This window comes from Pseudoalteromonas sp. MER144-MNA-CIBAN-0113 (assembly GCF_040308965.1).
GTDB lineage: Bacteria > Pseudomonadota > Gammaproteobacteria > Enterobacterales > Alteromonadaceae > Pseudoalteromonas > Pseudoalteromonas tetraodonis.
This window is the reverse complement of record NZ_JBEOOG010000013.1, coordinates 40,046-61,247: the sequence shown is the minus strand read 5'-3', so window position 1 is coordinate 61,247 and position 21,202 is coordinate 40,046. Positions and strand designations below refer to the sequence as shown.

Genomic DNA, 21,202 nt, shown 5'->3' with positions numbered 1-21,202 from the left:
ATAATCCATTATTGATAGAGCACAAGCGCCTTATCTAATTGTGCGCTGTGTTTATAGCTTAGTATAGCTTGTTGTCGATACTGTGATTTGTTATCGCTATTAAGCGCTTTGTCGAATACTCGTGCAGCTAAATCATAATCACCTTGGGCATTCGCTAAACACGCCAGCGCTAATAATAACGCGTTATTGTGCTCGTCTTTTTTCAACCGCTCTTGAATGCTTGATTGCAACTTATATGCATTACTTGGCGCAGCTTCACGTAAAATGTCGGCAAGTTCAGTATGGTGCTTAGCGTGTTTGAGCATTTTAATTAACTCGTTTTCAATACTCGCCAACTGCCCTGTTTTGGCCATTTGGGCTAAATAAGCCGTATGCGCATGTGCTTGCAATTTCTTACCTAATTGCTGGTATTTACTGGTTAGCTCATCACTTGCTTGAGCAGCAAAATAAGCTGAAAACACCTGCTGCCACTGCTTATCGCTCAATGCATCTTTACGTAATAAGCGCGGTAAAAAATCTTCTAATATTTTAAAGTGCTGCTGTTGCACCAACACTTCAGTGTACAATTTAAGCTCAAGTACCGTGGCTTTTTTAGATTCAGCCGCCATCCGTATTTGCGGTTCAATAACACTGCTGTCGCCACTGGCTAACCATAGTTTAGCCACTTTTAGCTGCTGCTCAGGGCTTATTTCAAACAAGTATTCCAGCGCTTTATCGGGTTGATTATTTGCCAGTGCAGCTTTTGCTAGTAACGCCAAACGTATGTCTAAAAATTTAGCTGGCACACTGTTACTTGATAACGCGCTTTCCACTTGCGCGTAATCGTCATTAATCAAGCTCCACAGTGCTTGCTCTATAGCTGCATGCTTGCGCTCTTGGCTGCGAGCAAAAAATCCATGTTTGGTATTTCTGTAAATAGATAAACAGTAGCGTACGAGTTTATAAGTTAAATACAAAGCCGCTGCGCTCAGTGCCGCCATAATACAAAACGAAACAATCGTACCTTCTATGGTGGTGTTATTAAATGAAATCAGCACATAGCCTTTTTCATCTAACACGAAAGGAGTGATCGCTAATACCAATACAATAGCGACAATAAAAATGATCAACCCTATCATTGTGCCCACTCCTTAACTTGCTCAGTACTTTGCAATGTCACCTCAGGGCTAAAGTTAAGCGGCTCTTTTTCAAGGTTTACTAAAGTTTGTAGTACCACTTTTGTGGCATTATCATCTTGCTTAAAGTATTCATTAACCAAACGTTTTGTGTCGTTTAAGGCGCTAAAATAGATGCTGGCTTGCTTGCTCATTAGCGCATCTTGCGCCTGAGTAATATTGAGCTTTATGCGCTGATTAATCAGGTGGCGCTCTCTATCAGTTAATAGCGGCTCTATTAATACCCCTTCGTGATGGCGAATTGTAATAAAGCTATCAACTATTTTATTCCAGCTATTTCGGATGTTTTGTTGCCAATCACTCATATTTTCAGAGAGCGCGTTTTCGTCAGTTACTGACGCTTTTTCTGGCAAATTAACCGCATTAAATACCAAGTTATCGATACGATCTCTTACACTATTTAACTGTAAGTAAATCGCCTCTGTTGCAACGGGTTTAATGCTATCGAGCGTTTGTATGTCTTGTATAATTGCTTGGCGCAACTCAAGCGTGCCTGGGTGGTCGCTTAAAAGTGAATCTAAACGTTTAAGCACTGCACTTGTGCCTTGATAATCTTGTTCAGCCCACAATTTAAATTCAGCCATGCGTTGTAAGCTAGTCACTTCTTGTGGGTTTAATGTGTTACCACTTTGCTGCACTTTTTGCAGTGCTGCTTTTAATGCTTGCTGATTTTTTACAGAGTTTTCATTGAGCGCCATAGCAGTTTGCTCTTCGCTCTTTTGTAACGCTTGCTGTAGACTGAGTTGCTCAGACTTAAGATATTGCAGCTCTTGCTGCAATATCTTATTTTGCTCTGTTAATGCATTAACCGCTAAATTTTGCACTTTACCGGCATTGAGCTTTTGATAAAACTCATAACCCACGCCACTGGCAACAAGTAACGAAATCACCAACGCTAAACTGCCCACCTTACTCACTTTATGGGTATTATTTTGCGTTTGATTATTAGCTTTTGCAGTGTCGTTTTTAGCGGTATTAGACGTGTTATTGGCTATTGGTTGCGCTGCTGCTTTTTCTACTTTTGACGTCGCTGACTGTTCACTCATTTTGCTACCTTGCTGATTAATGCAGGCAAACATAGCGTGGTCGCTAGCCCCTGCCGCAGTATGTATATGTGTCGAATTTATTTTTTGCTGTTGTAAATAATCGCCAATACGCTCACTGGCAACATAAAATTCGCACTGTTGTAACCATGTTAGTTGCGCCGCGGTAAGGGTATTAAAAATGGCATCAACGGCGGCATTACTAGTAATGACTATACCGTGTACATTCTGGCTTTGCCAGTGGTCTATCCAGTCAGCGGGTTGTTGCGCTACCGGCTCACGCTGATACACCACACAATTATTTAAAAAAGCACCGCGTTGTTTTAAAGTTTTTGCTATCTCAGGCCGCCCACCAATACCTTTAACCAACACGATATTACTGCCATCAACCTCAGCCAATGACTTAAGCGCCAGCAACCCCTCAGAATCATGTTGTTTTGGCAAAGCAGCACGTACACCAAATACTTCATAAATGGTGTCGGCTGTTTGTTGGCCAACACCATAAAACTGCGCTTTGGTGTTAATTGCAGGCTTAAGCGCACTCAGTGCATGTACTGCATCTTGCGAAACAAAAATAATTTTGTCGGCATTAACCAACGGGCTTAGCTCAACGCTGGTTGGGGTTAAATACGTTATTTTTAGAACAGGACATAAAGACGCTTGATAACCCGCTTGCTCAAGTTGCTGTGCAAGGGCTGCGCCTTTTCCTTCGGGCCGAGTTATCAAGATGTGTTTCATTATGCGTCTCGATATACGTCAGCAAGGATTTTATCTGCGCCTTGTGCTAAGAGTTTTTTAGCCAGCTCAATCCCTAATTTTTCCGCATCATCAACATGCCCACTAATTTCATCGCGTAAAATTTCGCTGCCATCAATTGCCCCAACTAAACCACGTAAATGTACTTGATCGCCATCAACCAGTGCATAAGCACCAATCGGAACTTGGCAGCCCCCTTCTAAGTGGCGGTTCATTGCGCGCTCGGCATTAACACGAATACGAGTTTCACTGTGCTCCAGCGGTGCTAATAAGGCTTTAGTAACTTCATCATTTATACGGCATTCAATACCGACAGCACCTTGACCATTAGCAGGCAACGACACTTCTGGCTCAATAAAGTCACGAATACGTTCACCCATTTCTAAACGAATTAGCCCAGCCGCTGCGAGTATAATCGCATCGTATTGACCACTATCAAGCTTTGCTAAACGTGTATTTACATTGCCACGTAAGTCACGAATTTCTAAATCTGGACGCAACGCTCTGATTTGGCATTGGCGACGTAAACTTGAGGTGCCAACAATGGCGCCTTGCGGTAAAGCATCAATATTGGCAAAATTATTTGAGACAAACGCGTCACGCGGGTCTTCACGCTCACAAATAACGTGTAACTCTAAATCATCTGGAAATTCGACTGGCACATCTTTCATTGAATGCACTGCAATGTCTGCTCGCCCATCAAGCATGGCTTGTTCTAGTTCTTTTACAAATAAGCCTTTACCACCAATTTTAGCCAGTGGTGTATCTAAAATAATGTCACCTTGAGTCGACATAGGCACCAGCTCTACACGCACGTCATCGTGAAAATGCTCTAGCTGCGCTTTTACAAATTCAGCCTGCCACAGTGCCAATGCACTTTTACGAGTAGCAATGCGAACTAACTTTGTTTTTTCAGTCATAAAATATCCATTAATAATTACTGGGGTCTGTTGACCTTCCAGGATTAAAACCTGTTCTATCTGAGGGCGATTTAATCAGCTAAAATTCTAAATTCTTTTTGCGCAATGAGTAAACCTCGCTCATCAACCACATCAACGCGCCAATTCCCTAACTGGGAATCCATAATATTTTTAGTTGAGTAAGTTCGGTAGCGCGGAGAAGTAACTTTGAGCGACACTTCCGCCATCACTTCGCCTTCAAATAACCAAATATGCTTTACCTGCTGACCTTGTAAGTTTTTAAGCTCACTAAAAAATGACAATGATTCTTCAAATTGGCTTAAACGCACATCGGCGGCAAATACATTGGTTGGTTCACGATTACTCACACTGCGCGTTAATACGGCTCGGCTAATAGTAGCTGTATCTATTTTGGCACCAATGGCCACACTCGCAACTTGTGCTGATTCAGCAAATACTTTTTGCTCAGCCGGTTTTTCACTGGCCGTTTCGGTTTCAGGCGTTTGGTTATCTGTTGCAGCCATGGCTGCTTCTTCAGGCTCAGCAGTGAGCGTTGGCTCTACTTCTTGCTCAATAATACTTTGTTGAACTTTAGGCTCTGATGTTACTTTTTCGGTAGTAGGAGCTGGTTTTTGCTCATCTGGGGAAAGGATTTTAGGTGCTGCAATTGCGACACTACTCAGCGGCTCCTCATCAGCATCTGTTGCGTTTTCACTCTCTGCTGATGCTGCAGTATCATTGCTTAGCGACACAATTGCTGTTTGTTGCTCAGTAAAATCGAGCTGCTCATTAGGATGCGGCGCCCCTTGATCAGCATTCACAGCGCTAGACAGGCCGTAAATAACCGCTGCAGAGGTCATAATCACCAACATAGAAATACTCACAATCCGACGCCAATGCCACTCATAGCTCACGCTGGGTTCGCTAACCTGTGGTTCACGTTTTACATTTGCTGTTATTACTATTTTTTGACTCATTTTGACCCTCAGCGGCTCCTAAACTAACTTAAGCGAGAAATTAACCATTGGCGCACAGCTTGTAACTCTTGTGTACAAACCTGATGCCCCATAGGGTATTCTTGCCAACTCACATCCATGTTATGCGTTGATAATACTTCAAACGCACTTCTACCCGCGCTATGCGGTACAACGTCATCTTGGCTCCCATGAGCCATAAATATATTTAGCTGTGTTTGCTTTGCTTCATCAGCCAATTTATGTGGCACACACATATAGGTTGATAGTGCCATAACGCCAGCAAGCTTTTGCTCTAAACGCGGGGCTAAATGTAGCGATATGACGCCACCTTGTGAAAATCCCGCTAAAATAATTTTGTTCGCCGGTATGCCGTTAGCAATTTCTTGCGTTATTAATTGCTCAACTTTTTCTGCAGACTTCCTAACCCCTTGCTCATCTGCACGTTTGTCTAAATCCATCGATTTAATGTCATACCATGAGCGCATCTGCATACCGCCGTTAATAGTAACAGCCTGCATAGGCGCATGCGGAAAGATAAAACGCACACCTAGTTCACTGGGTAAATCGAGCTGTGGCGCTACTGGGGCAAAACCATCACCTGAATCACCCAAACCATGTAGCCAAATAACCGTGGCTTTATGCGTTCCCTGAGCTGGGTATTGAACAAACTCTAAACTCATAGCGATGATTGCCACTTAATTTCTTGACCCGCTTGACGTGTTGACGCTTCATTGATGAAACTCCAAAACTCTGCGCCTGAGCGGTTATCAATCCATTGACCATCACGCATTTCAAAATGGTGACCGTTAAATTTTGTTGCCACCCACACTTGATGCAACGGTGCTTGCTTATTAATCACAATTTTACTGCGATCTGGAAAAATAATTTCTAAAATACCTTGAGCCGATTCATAATCTAAATCTGCTTCACAATCATCAACTTGTTCTTCAATTGTGAACATAAGAGCTTCTGCTAACTGGTGATATTCGTGATCAGTCATCGTTAATTTCCTTTGCAGGCAAGACGCCTAAATAATGGGTGCATGTTTGTACAGCTAGTGTAACAGGAATAAAATCATCCGCGAATAGCTGCATTTTTTAGATATTCTGTTACTCTGCGATTATAAAGCCAGCAACCGTATTAATCTAATGAAAGCGACATATACCTTACAATTAAAACAACTATTAATCAGCACCGTTTTGTTGTGTGCGTTAGCTGGCTGTGGTCAAAGCGGCCCGCTGTACTTACCAGAGCAGCCTACTGAACAAAATCAGCCAACAGACACCCCCAACAAGCAAACACCTATTGAGCAAAAACAGGAGCAGTAAATGGATTTTTTTAATTATAAAAACAACCAACTATTTGCTGAAGATGTCAGCGTAGCAACGATTGCACAGCACTATGGTACACCGTGTTATGTGTATTCAAGAGCGACGTTTGAACGCCATTATTTAGCGTTTGCCAATGCAGCTCAAGATCATAAAAGCCTAGTGTGCTACGCCGTTAAAGCAAATTCAAATATTGCAGTATTAAATATACTGGCGCGACTTGGTGCGGGTTTTGACATTGTTTCAAAAGGCGAGCTCGCGCGGGTCATCAAAGCGGGAGGCGCAGCCAATAAAGTGGTGTTTTCTGGGGTTGCTAAAACCGCTGACGAAATTGCTTATGCGTTAGAATTAGGTATTAAATGTTTTAACGTTGAATCAATCTCAGAGCTTGAGCGCATTTCAGAAGTAGCGTGTGAGCTTAATCTAGACGCGCCAATTTCTATTCGTGTTAATCCTGATATTGATGCTAAAACACACCCGTATATTTCTACTGGCCTAAAAGAAAACAAATTTGGCATTGGTATCGAAACCGCGTTAAGTGTGTACCAACATGCTGCGTCGTTACCTGGCTTAAATATAGTTGGGGTTGATTGTCACATTGGCTCACAGCTGACACAAACCAAACCGTTTTTAGAGGCGCTTGATAAACTACTGGCATTAATTGATGAGTTAAAAAATGCAGGTATTGAGTTAAGCCATTTAGATATTGGTGGAGGCCTTGGCGTAACCTACGACGACGAACAGCCTCCCCACCCGAGTGAGTATGCAGCACAAGTAACACAGCGCCTTACTAATTATCGCCACCTTGAACTGATTTTTGAACCAGGGCGAGCTATTGCCGCCAACGCTGGGATTTTAGTGACTCAGGTTGAGTTTATTAAGCAAAATCAAGACAAGTACTTTGCGATTGTTGATGCGGGTATGAATGACATGTTGCGCCCATCACTTTATCAAGCGTGGCAAAAAATTATTCCTGTCTCGGTGCGTGATGACGAAACACCTACCCACAACTATGATGTGGTTGGGCCGGTGTGTGAAACCGGTGACTTTTTAGGTAAAGACCGCCCTCTAGCACTCAAACAAGGTGACTTATTAGTGCAGCGAAGCGCTGGAGCATACGGCTTTACAATGAGTTCAAATTATAACTCACGCCCACGGGTTGCCGAAATAATGGTAGATGGTGAGCAACATCATCTTATTCGCGAACGCGAAACCATCGAGAGCCTGTACCAAGGTGAGAAAATTTTACCATAAACGTTTTTGTTACCTAGCTGCTCTGTGGCATGATTAGCGCAGAGCAAAACCGAATTAGAGCGCTATGTTAGTTAATTTTTCCAAAATGCACGGCTTAGGTAACGACTTTGTTGTGATTGATAATATTACACAAAACGTTTTTTTATCCCGTGATCAAATCAAAAAGCTGGCCGATCGCCATTTCGGCATTGGGTTTGACCAATTACTGATGGTTGAAGCCCCTTACTCACCCGATCTCGATTTTCACTATCGGATTTTTAATGCCGACGGCCACGAAGTAGAACAATGTGGTAACGGCGCCCGTTGCTTTGCCCGCTTTGTGCGCATGAAAGGCTTAACCAATAAACATAAAATTAGCGTTTCAACTAAATCTGGTAACCTCACCCTGTATATTGAAAAAGACGGCCAAGTAACGGTTAACATGGGACACCCTAATTTTGAGCCGAGTAAAATCCCGCTTAAAGCAACCAAACGTGAGCTGACTTATATTATTCGTGCAGAAGAACATACCGTTTTTAGTGGTGCTGTTTCTATGGGTAACCCGCATTGCGTCATGGAAGTAGACGACATTGAAACGGCACAAGTGAGTACCCTTGGCCCGTTGCTTGAAAATCATGAACGTTTTCCACAGCGCGCAAATATTGGCTTTATGCAGGTTATTTCTCAAGAACACATTAAACTCAGAGTGTGGGAACGTGGTGTAAGCGAAACACTTGCTTGTGGTACCGGTGCGTGTGCCGCTATGGTGATTGGCTTTATTCAAAACAAGCTCACCAGCACAGTGCAAGTTGATTTACCAGGCGGTAGCTTACAAGTTCGCTGGAGTGGCGAAGGCCACCCAGTGCGTATGACAGGCCCCGCTGAACATGTATTTGATGGGCAAGTTGCACTATGAGTGAATTAACTAAACAGCAAGTAATAGATTACTTACAACAGCACCCTGATTTTTTAATAAATCAACCTGCGCTATTAGCGCAACTTGAGTTACAACAGCAAGTTCAGGGTGCGACTTCGTTAGTACATATTCAGCAACGTCAACTACGTGAACATAATACTCAGTTAAAACATCAAATCGAGACGATGACCAAGTATGCCACGCAAAATGAACTCGTGTACCGCTTGTTCAGTCAATGCCATCGTCAGCTTTGGAGTAATTACGACTTTAATACTTTGGCAAGTAACTTACGCAACATTATTTGCATGAGCCCGACTATTAATGAGTGCAAACTCGTAAGATACGACAGCGCGTTTGAGGGCTTAGTAAAGCATAGATTGTCAGATAGTAATCATTATTTAGGGCGGGTAAATCAGCAAGAGCGCGACTTACTCTTTAACGAGGATACCCAATCGACCGCCCTGTATTTAATTGGCGAACCCACTAACCCCTACGCAATTTTGGCTTTTGGCAGCCACGATGAGAACCACTTTGAGCCCTCACAAGATAACTTATTTGTGTTAGATTTTGTACGCTCATTACAAATACGGTTACTGGAACTGGCATGAGCGACGACACGCCAAATATTAGCGACTTAAGCGATAGCTGGCGTACACCTATTACATTATTTAGTGACTACTTAAAATTTGAACGTCAGTATTCAGCGCACACCGTCAATCAATATGTTAGCCAATTAGGTTTTGCCGCCTTGTATTTTAATAAGCTATGCGACAATTGGTTTGCCGTACAAAGTGAGCACATTCGCCGTTACAGCATGGCGCTGCGTGCTAAGCAACTGAGCGGCAGAACAATCAGCTTAAAGCTAAGCTGCATTCGAAGTTTATATAAGTTTTTAAAAGCAAAAAATATTACTGAGCAACCGCATTACCATAACCCCGCGCAAGGGATAAAAGGCCCTAAATTTGCCAAGCCTTTACCTAAAAATCTTGATGTTGACCAAATGGCACGTTTACTCGAAATACCCGATGACGATCCACTTGCCATTCGAGATAAAGCCATGATGGAACTCATGTATTCATCAGGTCTGCGCATTAGCGAGTTAGTTGGTGCTAACATGCAGGATATAAACGCCCGTAATGGTGAAATACTGGTACGTGGTAAAGGTGCAAAAGAACGGCTAATACCGGTTGGCTCTAAGGCCCTTGAGGCATTAAAGAAATGGCTCGCGGTTCGGCCGCTATTTATGGGCGCAGACGAACACGCGGTATTTTTAAGTAGTAAAAAAAACCGTATCTCTGTGCGCCAAGTCCGTTTGCGAATGCAAGAATGGGGCATTAAACAAGGTATAAGCTCACAAGTGCATCCGCATAAATTACGCCACTCATTTGCGTCGCATATTTTAGAATCGTCTGGCGATTTACGAGCAGTACAGGAGCTATTAGGCCACAGTAGTTTATCTGCAACCCAAGTTTATACTCATTTAGATTTTCAGCACTTGGCTAAGGTGTACGACAACACCCATCCACGTGCTAAAAAACGAACCGATTAGGGTAATAACCATGATCCGATTTAATCGCGCAATTTCTCCTTTTTCTGTACTAAGCTTTGACTTAGACGACACCTTATACGACAACCGCCCAATCATAACCGCAGCCGTTCAGGCGCAAATTGATTATTTAAATGCGCTGCCAGGCTATAAAAAACAGGGGCCACAGTTTTGGCAACAATGCCGTGAGCGAGTTGTTCAACACCAACCTGAACTCATTGATAACGTCACTCAGTGGCGTAAACATACCCTACGCTTAGTTTTGTCTGAGCTTGGTTTTAAAGACGATGAAGTAGAGCATCATGCACACAGTGCTTATCAAGCATTTGCTGATGCGCGCAGTAATATTGAAGTGAGCGAAGACGTACTAACATTGCTCGATAAACTAAGCCAGCACTACAAATTAATTGCCATTACTAACGGTAATGTAGAGGTTGAGCGTTTTAATTTAAAAGATAAGTTTGAACTGGTGCTGCAAGCTGGCTTGCACGGTAAAGCTAAACCACATACGACCTTATTTGATCAAGCTGCAACACATTTGCGTATTAACAACAGTGAAATTTTACACATAGGTGACAGCCTTGATAGCGATGTGCAAGGTGCTAATAACGCTGGCTGCCAGTCTGTGTGGTTAAATAATCAAGTACAAGCCTATGCCTACAAAGGACTTGCTGATATTGAAATAACCAACATTCATGCTTTAACCCACTTAATTGGTAAATAAACTATGCTTGTTTTATTGGCTCAATTGAATATAAATCGATCATAAGATAGGTTAGGGGTAATTACTTAACAATATCTTATAATAACAAGGACAGCGTATGACGCTTACAAACTACTTAACAACGCTCGCGAATGAGCCTAAGAGCATTGGTTTTGCTGATACTATGGCCGTTATTGATGAGCATTATACTTTTACAGCGTGCAGTTTTAGTAACCATGGGTTATTGAGCTCTGCGAGTGAAAATAACGGTTCATGCAAAATTTTTGCGTTTGCAAAGCTCAATGGTCTTAGTAAGCAAAATACATTAGATTGTTTTGGGGCATTTTATCGCGAAGACGTACTAAACAACCCAGATGCAGACGATCACATGAATATTCGCACCTTTATGTTAGCGCCTGAAGCCACCCCATTTTTAGGTATTACCTTTGATGGTACGCCATTAACAGCAAAAAAATAACGCTCCAATCAGCGTTATTTAGCCACTATTAGCGGTTTTTCCATAAAGTAACGAGTGCCATTAAGTGGGTAATTATCAAGTTGATATTTAACTTGGTAACCCCGTTTTTCATAAAAAGGCTTGGCTTGAAAATCTAAGGTGTCAAGCTGAGCCTGAACGGCACCCATTTCAATTGCTGCATTTTCAAGTGATATTAATAACGAATCAGCCAAGCCATTGCCTCGTACCGATTCATCGCACCATAACCAGCTTATTAGCAACCAGTTACCAAACACATGACCGCTTATGCCTGCAACTAACTCACCTTGTTTATCGAGATATTTAAAGCCAAGAGGTTGACGCTGTGCGTCGAAGTGCTGAGCATTAAACTCAAGCATGTGCGCGCGCAGTGCTTGATTTAATTGCTCAGAATTATCGGGATGTAATAGGTACATTGGATGATTCCAAATAGACCTATATTAGCAAATACCTGATATTAAAACAGGTTGTTTTGCCCAAAGGGCACTTCGAGCATATTACTGGAAATTTTTTCCGGTTGACCACACATTTCATCATAAGCACTGGTGTGCCTTAGCATCATTTGTGCATAGGCGATATCTTCAAAGCGTTTTTGAATATGTAATGGGCTTAGTGCCTTCACAAATTCACCATTACTTTCTTGTACATAGTATTCAACATTATTAATGACAACAGACACTTGGTACAAGGCCATTTCCAGTGAATGAACAACCACTTTTTGTAATGGCTGATGCTTTTTTAGTTCTGAAAATTGAATACCCATAGTAACCTACCTACTGTTAAATTAACTGTCCAAGTAATCAATACGCAGCTTTGCTATAATCGCGATCAATATTTTTTAATTACACGGCATTATGGATACAAAAATTCGACTTGCTAAATACATTGCTCATGCCGGTATTTGCTCACGAAAACAAGCGTCGCGCTTGATTGATGAAGGCGTTGTCATCGTTAATAATCGCCCCGCTAATCATATTGATCATGTGGACGAAAACGACCGTGTTATCGTTAATGGCCACGCCATTAAAGGCCCAGCCGATTTAGTGTACTTTGCCTATCACAAACCGGTAGGGATTGACTGTAAACTCAATCATCACGACCCCAGCAGCCTTATCCATCACCTGCCTCAACTTACCCGTGTTTACCCTATTGGCCGCCTTGATAAAGATTCTCGTGGTTTAATTATCTTGACCAATGACGGAGACTTTTGTAATCAACTGATTCATCCAGACTTTCATCAACCCAAACGCTACTTAGTCACTGTGAATAAACCATTAGACGCGCATTTTTGTGAAAAAATGGCAGCAGGCGTCCCTGTTGATAAGCAAATAACACGACCTTGTGAAGTAGTTAAAATAGCGAGTAATCAATTTAGTATTGTTTTAAAACAAGGGCTCAACAGGCAAATACGTAAAATGGCGCATTACTGTGGCTACACAGTCATTGATTTATACCGCGTACAGATCAGTGAATTACTATTAGATAATTTAAACCTCCCAGAAAACCACTTTATAAAAATTAACAAAAACGATATTTTAAGCCAATAAGCTCACACTAATCCCCTTCCTTTAGCGTGATTAAAAAACAAAAAATAAACTTGCAAAAATAGATTACAGGTGTAGTCTTAAATAAAAGATTACACTTGTAGGCAATAAAATGATCGAATTATCAAAAGCAGAATTTGAAGTGCTGGATGCACTCTGGATTAACTACCCCGCCACAGCCAGCCAAATTATTGAGCGTTTAAGTGACGATAAACAGTGGCACGAAAAAACCATTAAAACCTTATTGGGTCGTTTAGTAAAAAAAGGCGCGCTTAGCTTTGAAAAAGACGGCCGCCAATATATTTACACCCCCTGTATAAAGCGTGCTGATTATACTTTAAAAGAGAGTAAGAACTTCATAGAGCGCTTTTTTAGTGGTCGTATTGCCCCTTTGGTAAGTGGCTTCGCTAAATCGGAGCAACTCTCTCAGCAAGATATAAACGAGCTTAAAAAAGTCATTGATGACTGGGAAAAGAATCAAAAGTAAGGAGTTAGCATGGCGATTCAAATAGGATTTAATTGGCTCGTTGAGCAGCAGCTATTATTAAGTCTGTTGTTTGCAGGGTTTGTTTTACTGGAGCGCTTTGGCTTAAAAACCCTTGGTTCACGCTTTGTGTATAAATTAGCTTGGTTAATACCTGTATCAGTTCTGTTGGCTAATTTACCTAGTGCAATTAAGCCACTGCAAAATAGCGGCATTAGTTACCATTTAATCACGCCTAATCAATCACTTACAAACAGCTTGAGTGTTAGTTGGGCGCTACTGTATGTCATTATTACCACGGTCTTATTAATTGCCGCTGTTGTTACCCATACCCGATTTGTTAAAGGCCTACAGCTCACTGAATTAGCGAACTTTAAGCAGGTAATAACCGGAGTAAAAACTTATACCAGTGCTCAGGTGGCTACGCCCATGGTCATTGGTGTTTTTAATAGCAAACTGGTATTGCCGCACAATTATAATACTCAGTTTGATAATACTACTCTGGCGCTTATTCTAGAGCACGAAAACGTGCATATAAAGCGCAAAGACAACCTTATAAATGTGCTGCTATTACTGGCTACAATTTTATTGTGGTTTAACCCTCTGGCTTGGATGGCTTACGCAAGCTGTAGACGTTTGCAGGAGCTAACTTGTGATGAACGGGTACTAAGCAATAAAACCACACAGCAACAAATTTTATACAGCAAAGCCTTAATAAACTGCGCTGCCAATGCGCCAGCGGGTCTGATGGCTTATTCACACTACGGAGATAAAAAAACCATGTTACAACGACTTACTAATATCAAACATAACGGCGCACATTCGCGCCTAGCAAAAGGAAGCGTGTTACTTATCGCTGCGAGCTTGCTCAGTGGCTTAGCTGTAGCAAAGCAACCTGAAGCATCAGCTAAAAAAGAAACATCTATTGCTCCCGTAATGCGAATCGAACCGCTTTACCCAAAACAAGCGGCGGAACAAGGCATTAGCGGTTCAGTGGTATTAAAATACGACATAACCCCAGCAGGCAAAACAGCTAACATTACTGTTGTAAAAGCTGAACCAGAAGCAGTCTTTAACAAAGAAGCAAAAAGAGCACTGATGCAATGGCAATATACACCTTCATCAATGGGACAACAAAACGTACTAATACAACTTGATTTTGCACTCAACAGTACAGTTACAAAAAGTGATTTAATAGAGCGAGTTAACATATCGCATTAATGGGAATAAGTGTTTAAGACTATAAAGCAAGCACCCTTTTAGGCTGCTTGCTTTGTGGTTTTTGCTTATTCTCGTTATAAACTGACTGCGATCATGCCAATAGCGGTGCCTATTCCCACCAGCCAAGTGATCGAGCGAATAATATCGAGGTTTAAATAATAAAAAGTACAAAATAAAATACGCGCTACAATATGCGTCATCGCTAAAGTTTCGGTTACGGCATTAACATTGTTTGTGCCTAATACAGCAGCCAAAGCAACGGCAAAAACCGCTAACGATTCAAAACAGTTTTGATGAGCAGCCAGCGCCCGTGCTCCGAGTCCTGTAAGTTGTGTTTGTTGTTGCCGCGGATGTTTATTATCGTAACCACCGAGCTTATTCATTTCTATAATAGCTGGGATTCTCGCAACATAAGGCATGATCACTGCAATTAAGGCGCAAACCAATAAAGTCGTCATTATAATTCTCAAGTTATTATTTATGACCCAAAATAACACAGCAAATAGAAAAAAGCCGCCAAATATAAATAACCTGAGCTCTGGCGGCTAGCAGTAACATCCCTCACACTATAGCCGATTTAAGCAGTGCGTCACTGTGGCAAATTGTCGCAGGTGATGAATATTCATTATGCCTTTTTGATGGTCGCTTTAATGCCAGAGTACTGCTAAATTAGCTCTCCACTTTTTTGTATGTTATTTAAGATGATTTGGATTTTACTCACTATTTTTGCCGCATTTATGCAGTCATGGCGTAATGCGCTGCAAAGCAAATTAAGCGCTCATGTCAGCGTTGCTGGCGTTACTCTAGCCCGCTTTATTGTCGCAAGCCCTATTGCAGGGCTGTATTTATATGCGCTTTATTATTACCAAGATGCGCCTCTCCCTTCATTTAATCCTTTATTTATTAGCTATATTATTGGAGCCAGCATAGTGCAAATTATTGCCACAGGGCTCATGGTGAAGTTGTTTAAAATGAACAATTTTGCAGTAGGCGCCGGCCTTGCTAAAAGCGAAGCGCTAATGGCGGCGATATTAGGGTTACTATTTTTTGGTTCGGCGCTTTCATTTTTAGGTTGGATTGGTGTATTTATTGGCGCACTCGCTGTATTGCTATTAAGCGGCATTGCGAATGTGAAACATTTTAGCTTAAAAACCGCCTTAACAGGGCTTGCTTGCGGTACTTCGTTTGCGTTGTCATCGTCATGGATCCGCGAAGCAAGTTTAAGCTCGGGTATAGCTTTTCCTTATGCACCCGCGTGGGTTTTGTTACTGATTATTAGCTTGCAAACACTGATGTTATGTATATACATTGCTTTAAAAGAGCGCCATACCTTTAAAATGATGTATCAATATAAGAAAATGACAAGTGCAGTGAGTGTATTTAGCTGCTTAGGTTCCGTCGGCTGGTTTAGTGCCATGAGCTTACAGCATGTCGCCTATGTAAAAACGCTCGGTCAAATAGAAGTATTTTTTACCATGTTAATCTCTATTTTATGGCTAAAGCAGCCGCTAAAGCGCCAAGACAGTGCGGGGCTAGTGCTGATTGCAGTGGCTGCCATATTGGTTATGCTGCCAAGTAGTTAAAAAAAGCGCAGGTATAAACCTGCGCTTGTTTTTTAATCTAACAATTAATGACTAATTTTTAAGGTGATGACACCACAAATAATCATTAATACACCAGCAATACGGCCAAAAGTGGCTGCATCACCATAAAATAATATGCCAACTAAAAACGTACCTGCTGCGCCAATCCCCGTCCATACCGCATAAGAAGTCCCCATAGAGATTTGCTTTTGCGCTAACCAAAGCATAAAGCCACTTGCGACCATAAACGCGATTGCAATTGCAATGCCTTGCCAACGGGTATCTGGGTTTTGTGAAATTTTTAGGCCTATTGGCCAACCAATTTCAAGTAACCCTGCAATTATTAAGTACATCCACGCCATTAAACATCTCTCTTTTTCAATATCACTTCATATAAATCACTGCGGCGGTCTTTTAAGTTACGCACGGTACCTTCACTGTGAAGTATTTTTAACTTGTCCATATCTAAGTCGCTAAATAATAGCATTTCGGTATTGGTGGTGGCCTCATTTAGTGTGGCATCGTGCGGAAATGAAAAGTCCGATGGGGTTAGTACCGCCGACTGCGAAAACTGCACATCTAAGCTTTCTACTTCAGGTAAGTTACCCACAGAGCCTGCAATAACCACATAACATTCGTTTTCAATGGCACGTGCTTGGGCACAATGGCGTACACGCAAGTAACTGTTTTTAGTGTCAGTCCAAAATGGCACAAATAAAATATCCAAACCTTGGGTTGCTAAAATACGTGACAACTCAGGAAATTCGACATCGTAACAAATTTGAATACCTACACGGCCTGCATCTGTATCGAATACAGCAATTTTATCACCGCCTTGGATCACCCAATCATTTTGTTCATGCGGGGTAATATGAATTTTACGTTGCTCGTCTATTTTACCGCTGCGATGGCATAAATAACTAACGTTATATATTTTATCGTCTTCGGCAAGCGGCATTGAGCCGGTAATAATGTTGGCGTTGTATTCTATCGCCATACGCGACATGGCGTTTTTAAAGGTCTCTGTGTATTCGGCTAAATACCGAATTGCCTCGGTTTGGTTACTTTGTTCGGTTAATCCCATCAGTGGCGCATTAAAAAACTCAGGGAATAAAATAAAATCGCTTTTGTAATCAGATACCGTATCAACAAAGTATTCAACTTGCTTAAGCATTTCTTCAACCGACTCAACACAGCGCATTTGCCATTGCACAGCTCCTACGCGCACGATTGATTTAGTTGACTCAATAACGGTGTCGGTTGGCTCATACATAATGTTATTCCACTCAAGTAATGTGGCATAACCGACCGACTCCTGATCTTCAGGTAAGTATTTTTTTAATAATCGTTTAACCTGAAAGTCATTGGCTAATTGAAAACTGAGTATAGGGTCATACAGCTCTTTTTGATCGACCTTAGCAATGTATTCCATCGGGGTCATTTCACTGCTGTGATTGTAATAACGCGGAATGCGGCCACCCGCTAAAATAGCGCGTAAGTTATATTGGCGACATAATTCTTTACGGGCATCATAAAGACGACGCCCTAAACGCATGCCTCGGTACTGCTCACTAATAGCAACATCTAAACCATATAGCGCGTCACCTGTGGTATCACTAAATACACGGTCATGGCCATCAGCAATATCTTCATAGGTGTGCGGGTTTGAAAAACGTGCATAATCCACTTGTACACTCAGCGCTAAACCCACCAGCACGCCATCATCAACAATACCAATTTGCCCTTCAGGGAACTGATCTATAAGTCTAAAAATTGTATGGCTTGGCCATGCGCCGCCTAAATCAGGGTACGCTTCGTCCATCAAGGTTTTAATTTGTGGGTATTGTTCTCGGGTTAAGTTACAAATTTCAAGATGGGTTTTTTCTGCCGACATACGCAACTCCTTGGGGCATGTAAGAATCAAAAAAGCTGAACACATGCTCAGCTTTATTAGGTTTATGCGTTTTTATTCGCGCTTTGCGCTACTTTAAACTGCGATAAAAAAGTGTGGTTACCCGCTCTTTAGGTAACCAATTAGCATATTCAAGGCCAAGTTCTGATAATGGATCGGCTTTGAGGACTTGCTCTAAACTGGCATCGTTTTGCATAGCATTAAGCATAACATCTTTCGCTTTTTGTACCAGCTTACGATACGTCATTAGCCCTGAACGGTCGCTTATCGGGCCATGCCCTGGAATAACGGTTGTTTTTTCATCAGTTTATTTGATCACATCATCAACCGCTGCTAAAACACCATCAACACTACCGCCACTATCTACATCAACAAAAGGTAAGCTTCCAAAGTTAAAATATATATCGCCCATGTGCACTATGTTGTCGTTACTAAAAAAGATAACCGAGTCGCCATCTGTGTGTGTATTTGAGTAGTGCACAACATGCGCATGCTCATTGTTAAAGTGCAGTTTTAAATCATGGCCAAAACTAATACGCGGTAAGTAATCAGAACCCTCACCATGCTTTTCTTTTAAGCGTTTGTGTACATTGTCGTGAGCAATCACATGTGCGCCCGCTTTGGCAAAGTTCTCGTTACCCCCAGTATGGTCGCCATGATGATGGGTATTAATTACAAACTCGGCACTGCCTGGCTTTAAGTCGCTAATGGTTTTTTTTATATCGTCGGAAAGCTTGGCAAACTGATCGTCAATAATATAAATGCCATCATCCCCCACGCTTGCGGCAATGTTACCGTCTTGACCAAATAACACGTAAACATGTTCACTTAATTGTGTAGCCGTAACAGGGTTTTCATCCGCAAATGCATAATTGCTTAACAGTAAACTGGTGATTAATGCCGGTAGTAATTTTTTCATTTTTGTTTTCCTATAATTGCTTTATCTGGGTTATAAAACGTTATTACTACTTATTTAGCTCACTTTGCATCCAAGGCTAGTCGTTCATTGGTGCAATTTCAATTTGATGCATTAATGCTTGCGGTAATAATGGCGTGTGCTTACCTTTTACATATTCATCAAAGCCAGCTCGATAAAACTCAGAAAGTGGGTGCCCTGATTGCCCACCCGGAATCGTTAAAATAGCATTCTTCAAGTGCCCAGGCTGAACAATAAAACGCTGTGATGCGCCAAAACTACGTTTTTGCACCGCTGGCATATAACTGTCACCAAATCCGGGGGCTGTTGGCATGTTAAGTAACTTACTCAGTATGGGCATTTGTTTAGCAAACGGGTGTTCTATCACTAATTGGTTCACTTTACCCCATTGCCAGTTTTGTATGTTATTACCAAACCTTGATGTTAACTGCGTGAGTGTTTGCTCAAAGGCACCCTGTAATTGCTGCTCCCAATTAGTAAACTGCGGATTAACCCAACTTGTTGGCTGAGCCTTTATTAACTGCCAAACAGCAGGCTCTAAATCACGTTTCACATATTTTAATGTGCCATCTCGCTGGTTGAGTGTTGTCTCAATACTGCTAAATAAAATATTAATCAGTTCATCACGATACGTCTTTACTAAGGTATACCCTATTGATTGCGGGCAAGCGCATTGCTGCCAGTTTTCGAGGGCATTTATATGATCTTTATAGCGCGCGGGCTGCTTTTTTAACTGCTCAAGCAATAAGGCATGCCAAGGCATTAAAAACCGTGCTTGGTTATCTAACTGCAACTGATAAAAATCACTTTCATTAAAGCGTTGTTTTTCAAATAACCTATCGCGAATTTGCGTTGCACGGGCTCCAAGCGCATAGCCGCCATTACCAAAACGGACGTTATCATCAGCAGATACCACTCGAGAATTACCTGTCCATAATCGCCCGTTTTCAGGATTTTTAATAAAAGGTCGATCGATTTCGTTTTGCTGCCAAAGCGCAGAGTAATCTTCTTCTTTTACGGCTAATTCACTGGGTACTTTTCGCGCAGGTATACCGCCCATGTGTTTCCAAGCTGCATTTCCTTGGTCATCGACCACCAGCAGGTTTTGCACAGGAATGCCTACGTCACTTGCAATATCAAGCGCATCATCAACAGTCTGTGCTTGCTCAAGCTGTAATAGCTGCATATTAACGGCGTATGGTTGATGTGCAGCCCAGCTCAATGCGTAAGGCTTTTCATTAATGTATTTTACCGGACCATATTCACTGAGCGTAAGAGAGTAACTTTCTACCTTGCCACTGGGTAATGCAATAGGCTCATCTACTTGCCACATTTTGCTATCGCTATTAAGCGCAATCCAATCGGCGGTATCTAAATACCCGTTGGTAAACCCCCATGCAACGTTGTTATTTGTGCCTACTACAATCGCTGGCGCTCCCGGAAGCGAGACACCTGTTACCTGCATGGGTTTATTATTTAATGAATAGTTTAATTGGGCTCGATACCAAATAACCGGCACAGCCATTGATAAATGCATATCATCAGAGAGCATCGCAGCCTGAGTGTTGGTTAAATTTGAGGTCACAGCCCAATTATTACTTCCCACTTCTAAATTAGTGGTAATGGGTTTAATCGCGGTGATTGGTTGCGATAAAAGTTCGGGGATTGGGTTATTCAAAAGAGCGAGCTGACTGCCATCCAATGCGGCTTGATATTGGCTAGGCTGAGTTAAAAAACTTACCATTTCAGCCCCGTATTGCTGCTCTATTTGAATTAAAGCTTGGTCACGCTCAAATGTAGATGACTGTAAATCAAGGTACATGCTAAAAATAACTAATAAACTGTCTTCACTTTGCCAAGGCTTTTGCTCAGCCCCTGTGAGTAAATATTCAAAACTTGGGTACCCTACTTGTGCAAGGCCTTCATTTACACCTTGGGCATAACTGCGTAGCAGCTGTTTGTCGGTCTTCGGGAGGGTTTTTAAAATAGCTTGGCTGCGTTTACGTAATTGGTGAAAACGCATTTTTTTATCAAGCCCAAGCGCTGCTTCACCAAATAGTTCGCTTAGCTCACCGGCCGCATTACGACGTAATAAATCCATTTGAAAAAAGCGGTCTTGCCCATGAGCATACCCTAAGCCATAGGCAGCGTCATGACGAGTAGTTGCAGTAATAACGGCTTGGCCAAGCGTATCACGAGCGACTTTAACGGGCTGTGTTACCGCATCGCTTCGGCCTTTACCATCAAGGGCTGGCAAACTTAAGGTCAAAACGCCGTAAACAATTGCAGTACTGGCGAGTGCTAAAACCACAACAACCAATAGCAACCGTTTGATTACTTTAAACATAAACATACCCTTTAACTATTTCAATAAACTATTATTAGCATATATTCATAATCGTTCTATTAAAAACGCTACGAAAAGCGG

The 21,202-nt window shown here is 41.9% G+C and carries 23 protein-coding genes and 1 pseudogene; 11 read left to right on the top strand and 13 right to left on the bottom strand.

The genetic code is table 11. The features are described 5' to 3' along the window. Positions 1-8 precede the first annotated feature (8 nt). The 6 genes from AAEY57_RS05375 to cyaY form a co-directional block, all read right to left on the bottom strand. On the bottom strand, positions 9-1,118 hold the full coding sequence (locus AAEY57_RS05375; RefSeq protein ID WP_350606785.1) for a heme biosynthesis HemY N-terminal domain-containing protein: 1,110 nt from the start codon (positions 1,116-1,118) through the stop codon (positions 9-11). Continuing rightward, positions 1,115-2,956 (bottom strand): uroporphyrinogen-III C-methyltransferase, encoded by a 1,842-nt coding sequence (locus AAEY57_RS05370; RefSeq protein WP_350606783.1) that lies wholly within the window; start codon positions 2,954-2,956, stop codon positions 1,115-1,117. The genes AAEY57_RS05375 and AAEY57_RS05370 overlap by 4 nt, the downstream gene beginning before the upstream one ends. Next, on the bottom strand, positions 2,956-3,894 hold the full coding sequence (gene hemC, locus AAEY57_RS05365; RefSeq protein WP_138563454.1) for a hydroxymethylbilane synthase: 939 nt from the start codon (positions 3,892-3,894) through the stop codon (positions 2,956-2,958). The genes AAEY57_RS05370 and hemC overlap by 1 nt, the downstream gene beginning before the upstream one ends. Positions 3,895-3,965: 71 nt before the next feature. Then, positions 3,966-4,871: a DUF2914 domain-containing protein gene (locus AAEY57_RS05360; RefSeq protein WP_350606779.1), complete on the bottom strand. Its 906-nt coding sequence runs from the start codon at positions 4,869-4,871 to the stop codon at positions 3,966-3,968. A 23-nt stretch (positions 4,872-4,894) separates the two neighbouring features. After that, positions 4,895-5,551: an alpha/beta hydrolase gene (locus AAEY57_RS05355; protein ID WP_350606801.1), complete on the bottom strand. Its 657-nt coding sequence runs from the start codon at positions 5,549-5,551 to the stop codon at positions 4,895-4,897. Then, complete coding sequence (gene cyaY, locus AAEY57_RS05350; RefSeq protein ID WP_013463729.1) at positions 5,548-5,871, bottom strand: iron donor protein CyaY; 324 nt, start codon at positions 5,869-5,871, stop codon at positions 5,548-5,550. The genes AAEY57_RS05355 and cyaY overlap by 4 nt, the downstream gene beginning before the upstream one ends. 148 nt (positions 5,872-6,019) lie before the next feature. Here cyaY and lptM point away from each other — a divergent pair, with 148 nt between their 5' ends. The 7 genes from lptM to AAEY57_RS05315 all read left to right on the top strand — a co-directional run bounded on the left by lptM (position 6,020) and on the right by AAEY57_RS05315 (position 11,075). Further along, the gene (lptM, locus tag AAEY57_RS05345) at positions 6,020-6,199 is read left to right on the top strand and encodes an LPS translocon maturation chaperone LptM (RefSeq protein ID WP_013463728.1); all 180 of its coding nucleotides are present in this window, start codon (positions 6,020-6,022) and stop codon (positions 6,197-6,199) included. Then, complete coding sequence (gene lysA, locus AAEY57_RS05340; RefSeq protein ID WP_024601982.1) at positions 6,200-7,453, top strand: diaminopimelate decarboxylase; 1,254 nt, start codon at positions 6,200-6,202, stop codon at positions 7,451-7,453. A 64-nt stretch (positions 7,454-7,517) separates the two neighbouring features. Further along, positions 7,518-8,348, top strand: coding sequence for a diaminopimelate epimerase (gene dapF, locus AAEY57_RS05335; protein ID WP_013463726.1), 831 nt, complete (start codon positions 7,518-7,520; stop codon positions 8,346-8,348). Further along, a complete protein-coding gene (locus AAEY57_RS05330) occupies positions 8,345-8,956 on the top strand; it encodes a DUF484 family protein (protein ID WP_064663178.1) in 612 nt (203 codons plus the stop codon). Before dapF ends, AAEY57_RS05330 begins: the two co-directional genes overlap by 4 nt. Beyond that, on the top strand, positions 8,953-9,897 hold the full coding sequence (locus tag AAEY57_RS05325) for a tyrosine recombinase XerC (protein WP_013463724.1): 945 nt from the start codon (positions 8,953-8,955) through the stop codon (positions 9,895-9,897). The genes AAEY57_RS05330 and AAEY57_RS05325 overlap by 4 nt, the downstream gene beginning before the upstream one ends. A 10-nt stretch (positions 9,898-9,907) precedes the next feature. Then, the gene (locus tag AAEY57_RS05320) at positions 9,908-10,618 is read left to right on the top strand and encodes an HAD-IA family hydrolase (protein ID WP_350606774.1); all 711 of its coding nucleotides are present in this window, start codon (positions 9,908-9,910) and stop codon (positions 10,616-10,618) included. A 97-nt stretch (positions 10,619-10,715) separates the two neighbouring features. Then, positions 10,716-11,075: a HopJ type III effector protein gene (locus AAEY57_RS05315; protein WP_033103666.1), complete on the top strand. Its 360-nt coding sequence runs from the start codon at positions 10,716-10,718 to the stop codon at positions 11,073-11,075. A gap of 14 nt (positions 11,076-11,089) precedes the next feature. Here the strand turns inward: AAEY57_RS05315 and AAEY57_RS05310 are convergent, their stop codons facing one another. Continuing rightward, positions 11,090-11,509: a GNAT family N-acetyltransferase gene (locus AAEY57_RS05310; protein ID WP_350606769.1), complete on the bottom strand. Its 420-nt coding sequence runs from the start codon at positions 11,507-11,509 to the stop codon at positions 11,090-11,092. A 41-nt stretch (positions 11,510-11,550) separates the two neighbouring features. Next, positions 11,551-11,856 (bottom strand): DUF6482 family protein, encoded by a 306-nt coding sequence (locus AAEY57_RS05305; protein ID WP_013463720.1) that lies wholly within the window; start codon positions 11,854-11,856, stop codon positions 11,551-11,553. A gap of 91 nt (positions 11,857-11,947) precedes the next feature. Between AAEY57_RS05305 and AAEY57_RS05300 the strand changes: the two genes are divergently transcribed. The 3 genes from AAEY57_RS05300 to AAEY57_RS05290 all read left to right on the top strand — a co-directional run bounded on the left by AAEY57_RS05300 (position 11,948) and on the right by AAEY57_RS05290 (position 14,342). Beyond that, positions 11,948-12,640, top strand: a complete 693-nt coding sequence (locus tag AAEY57_RS05300) for a pseudouridine synthase (protein WP_013463719.1) — start codon at positions 11,948-11,950, stop codon at positions 12,638-12,640. 109 nt (positions 12,641-12,749) lie between these two features. Further along, positions 12,750-13,124, top strand: coding sequence for a BlaI/MecI/CopY family transcriptional regulator (locus AAEY57_RS05295; protein WP_013463718.1), 375 nt, complete (start codon positions 12,750-12,752; stop codon positions 13,122-13,124). Between the two features lie 9 nt (positions 13,125-13,133). Further along, on the top strand, positions 13,134-14,342 hold the full coding sequence (locus AAEY57_RS05290) for a M56 family metallopeptidase (RefSeq protein ID WP_350606765.1): 1,209 nt from the start codon (positions 13,134-13,136) through the stop codon (positions 14,340-14,342). A 74-nt stretch (positions 14,343-14,416) separates the two neighbouring features. On the opposite strand, the gene AAEY57_RS05285 is transcribed toward AAEY57_RS05290, so the two are convergent. After that, positions 14,417-14,800, bottom strand: coding sequence for an MAPEG family protein (locus tag AAEY57_RS05285; RefSeq protein WP_076919941.1), 384 nt, complete (start codon positions 14,798-14,800; stop codon positions 14,417-14,419). Between the two features lie 243 nt (positions 14,801-15,043). Here AAEY57_RS05285 and AAEY57_RS05280 point away from each other — a divergent pair, with 243 nt between their 5' ends. Beyond that, a complete protein-coding gene (locus tag AAEY57_RS05280; RefSeq protein WP_013463714.1) occupies positions 15,044-15,925 on the top strand; it encodes a DMT family transporter in 882 nt (293 codons plus the stop codon). A gap of 44 nt (positions 15,926-15,969) precedes the next feature. Here the strand turns inward: AAEY57_RS05280 and AAEY57_RS05275 are convergent, their stop codons facing one another. From AAEY57_RS05275 to AAEY57_RS05260, 4 genes and pseudogenes are all read right to left on the bottom strand, one after another. Then, complete coding sequence (locus tag AAEY57_RS05275) at positions 15,970-16,287, bottom strand: DMT family transporter (protein ID WP_016900225.1); 318 nt, start codon at positions 16,285-16,287, stop codon at positions 15,970-15,972. Continuing rightward, on the bottom strand, positions 16,287-17,819 hold the full coding sequence (locus AAEY57_RS05270) for a GNAT family N-acetyltransferase (protein ID WP_350606760.1): 1,533 nt from the start codon (positions 17,817-17,819) through the stop codon (positions 16,287-16,289). The genes AAEY57_RS05275 and AAEY57_RS05270 overlap by 1 nt, the downstream gene beginning before the upstream one ends. A gap of 88 nt (positions 17,820-17,907) precedes the next feature. After that, positions 17,908-18,756: pseudogene (locus AAEY57_RS05265) on the bottom strand (MBL fold metallo-hydrolase). 76 nt (positions 18,757-18,832) lie between these two features. Next, complete coding sequence (locus tag AAEY57_RS05260; protein WP_350606758.1) at positions 18,833-21,121, bottom strand: penicillin acylase family protein; 2,289 nt, start codon at positions 21,119-21,121, stop codon at positions 18,833-18,835. Between the last annotated feature and the right edge of the window lie 81 nt (positions 21,122-21,202).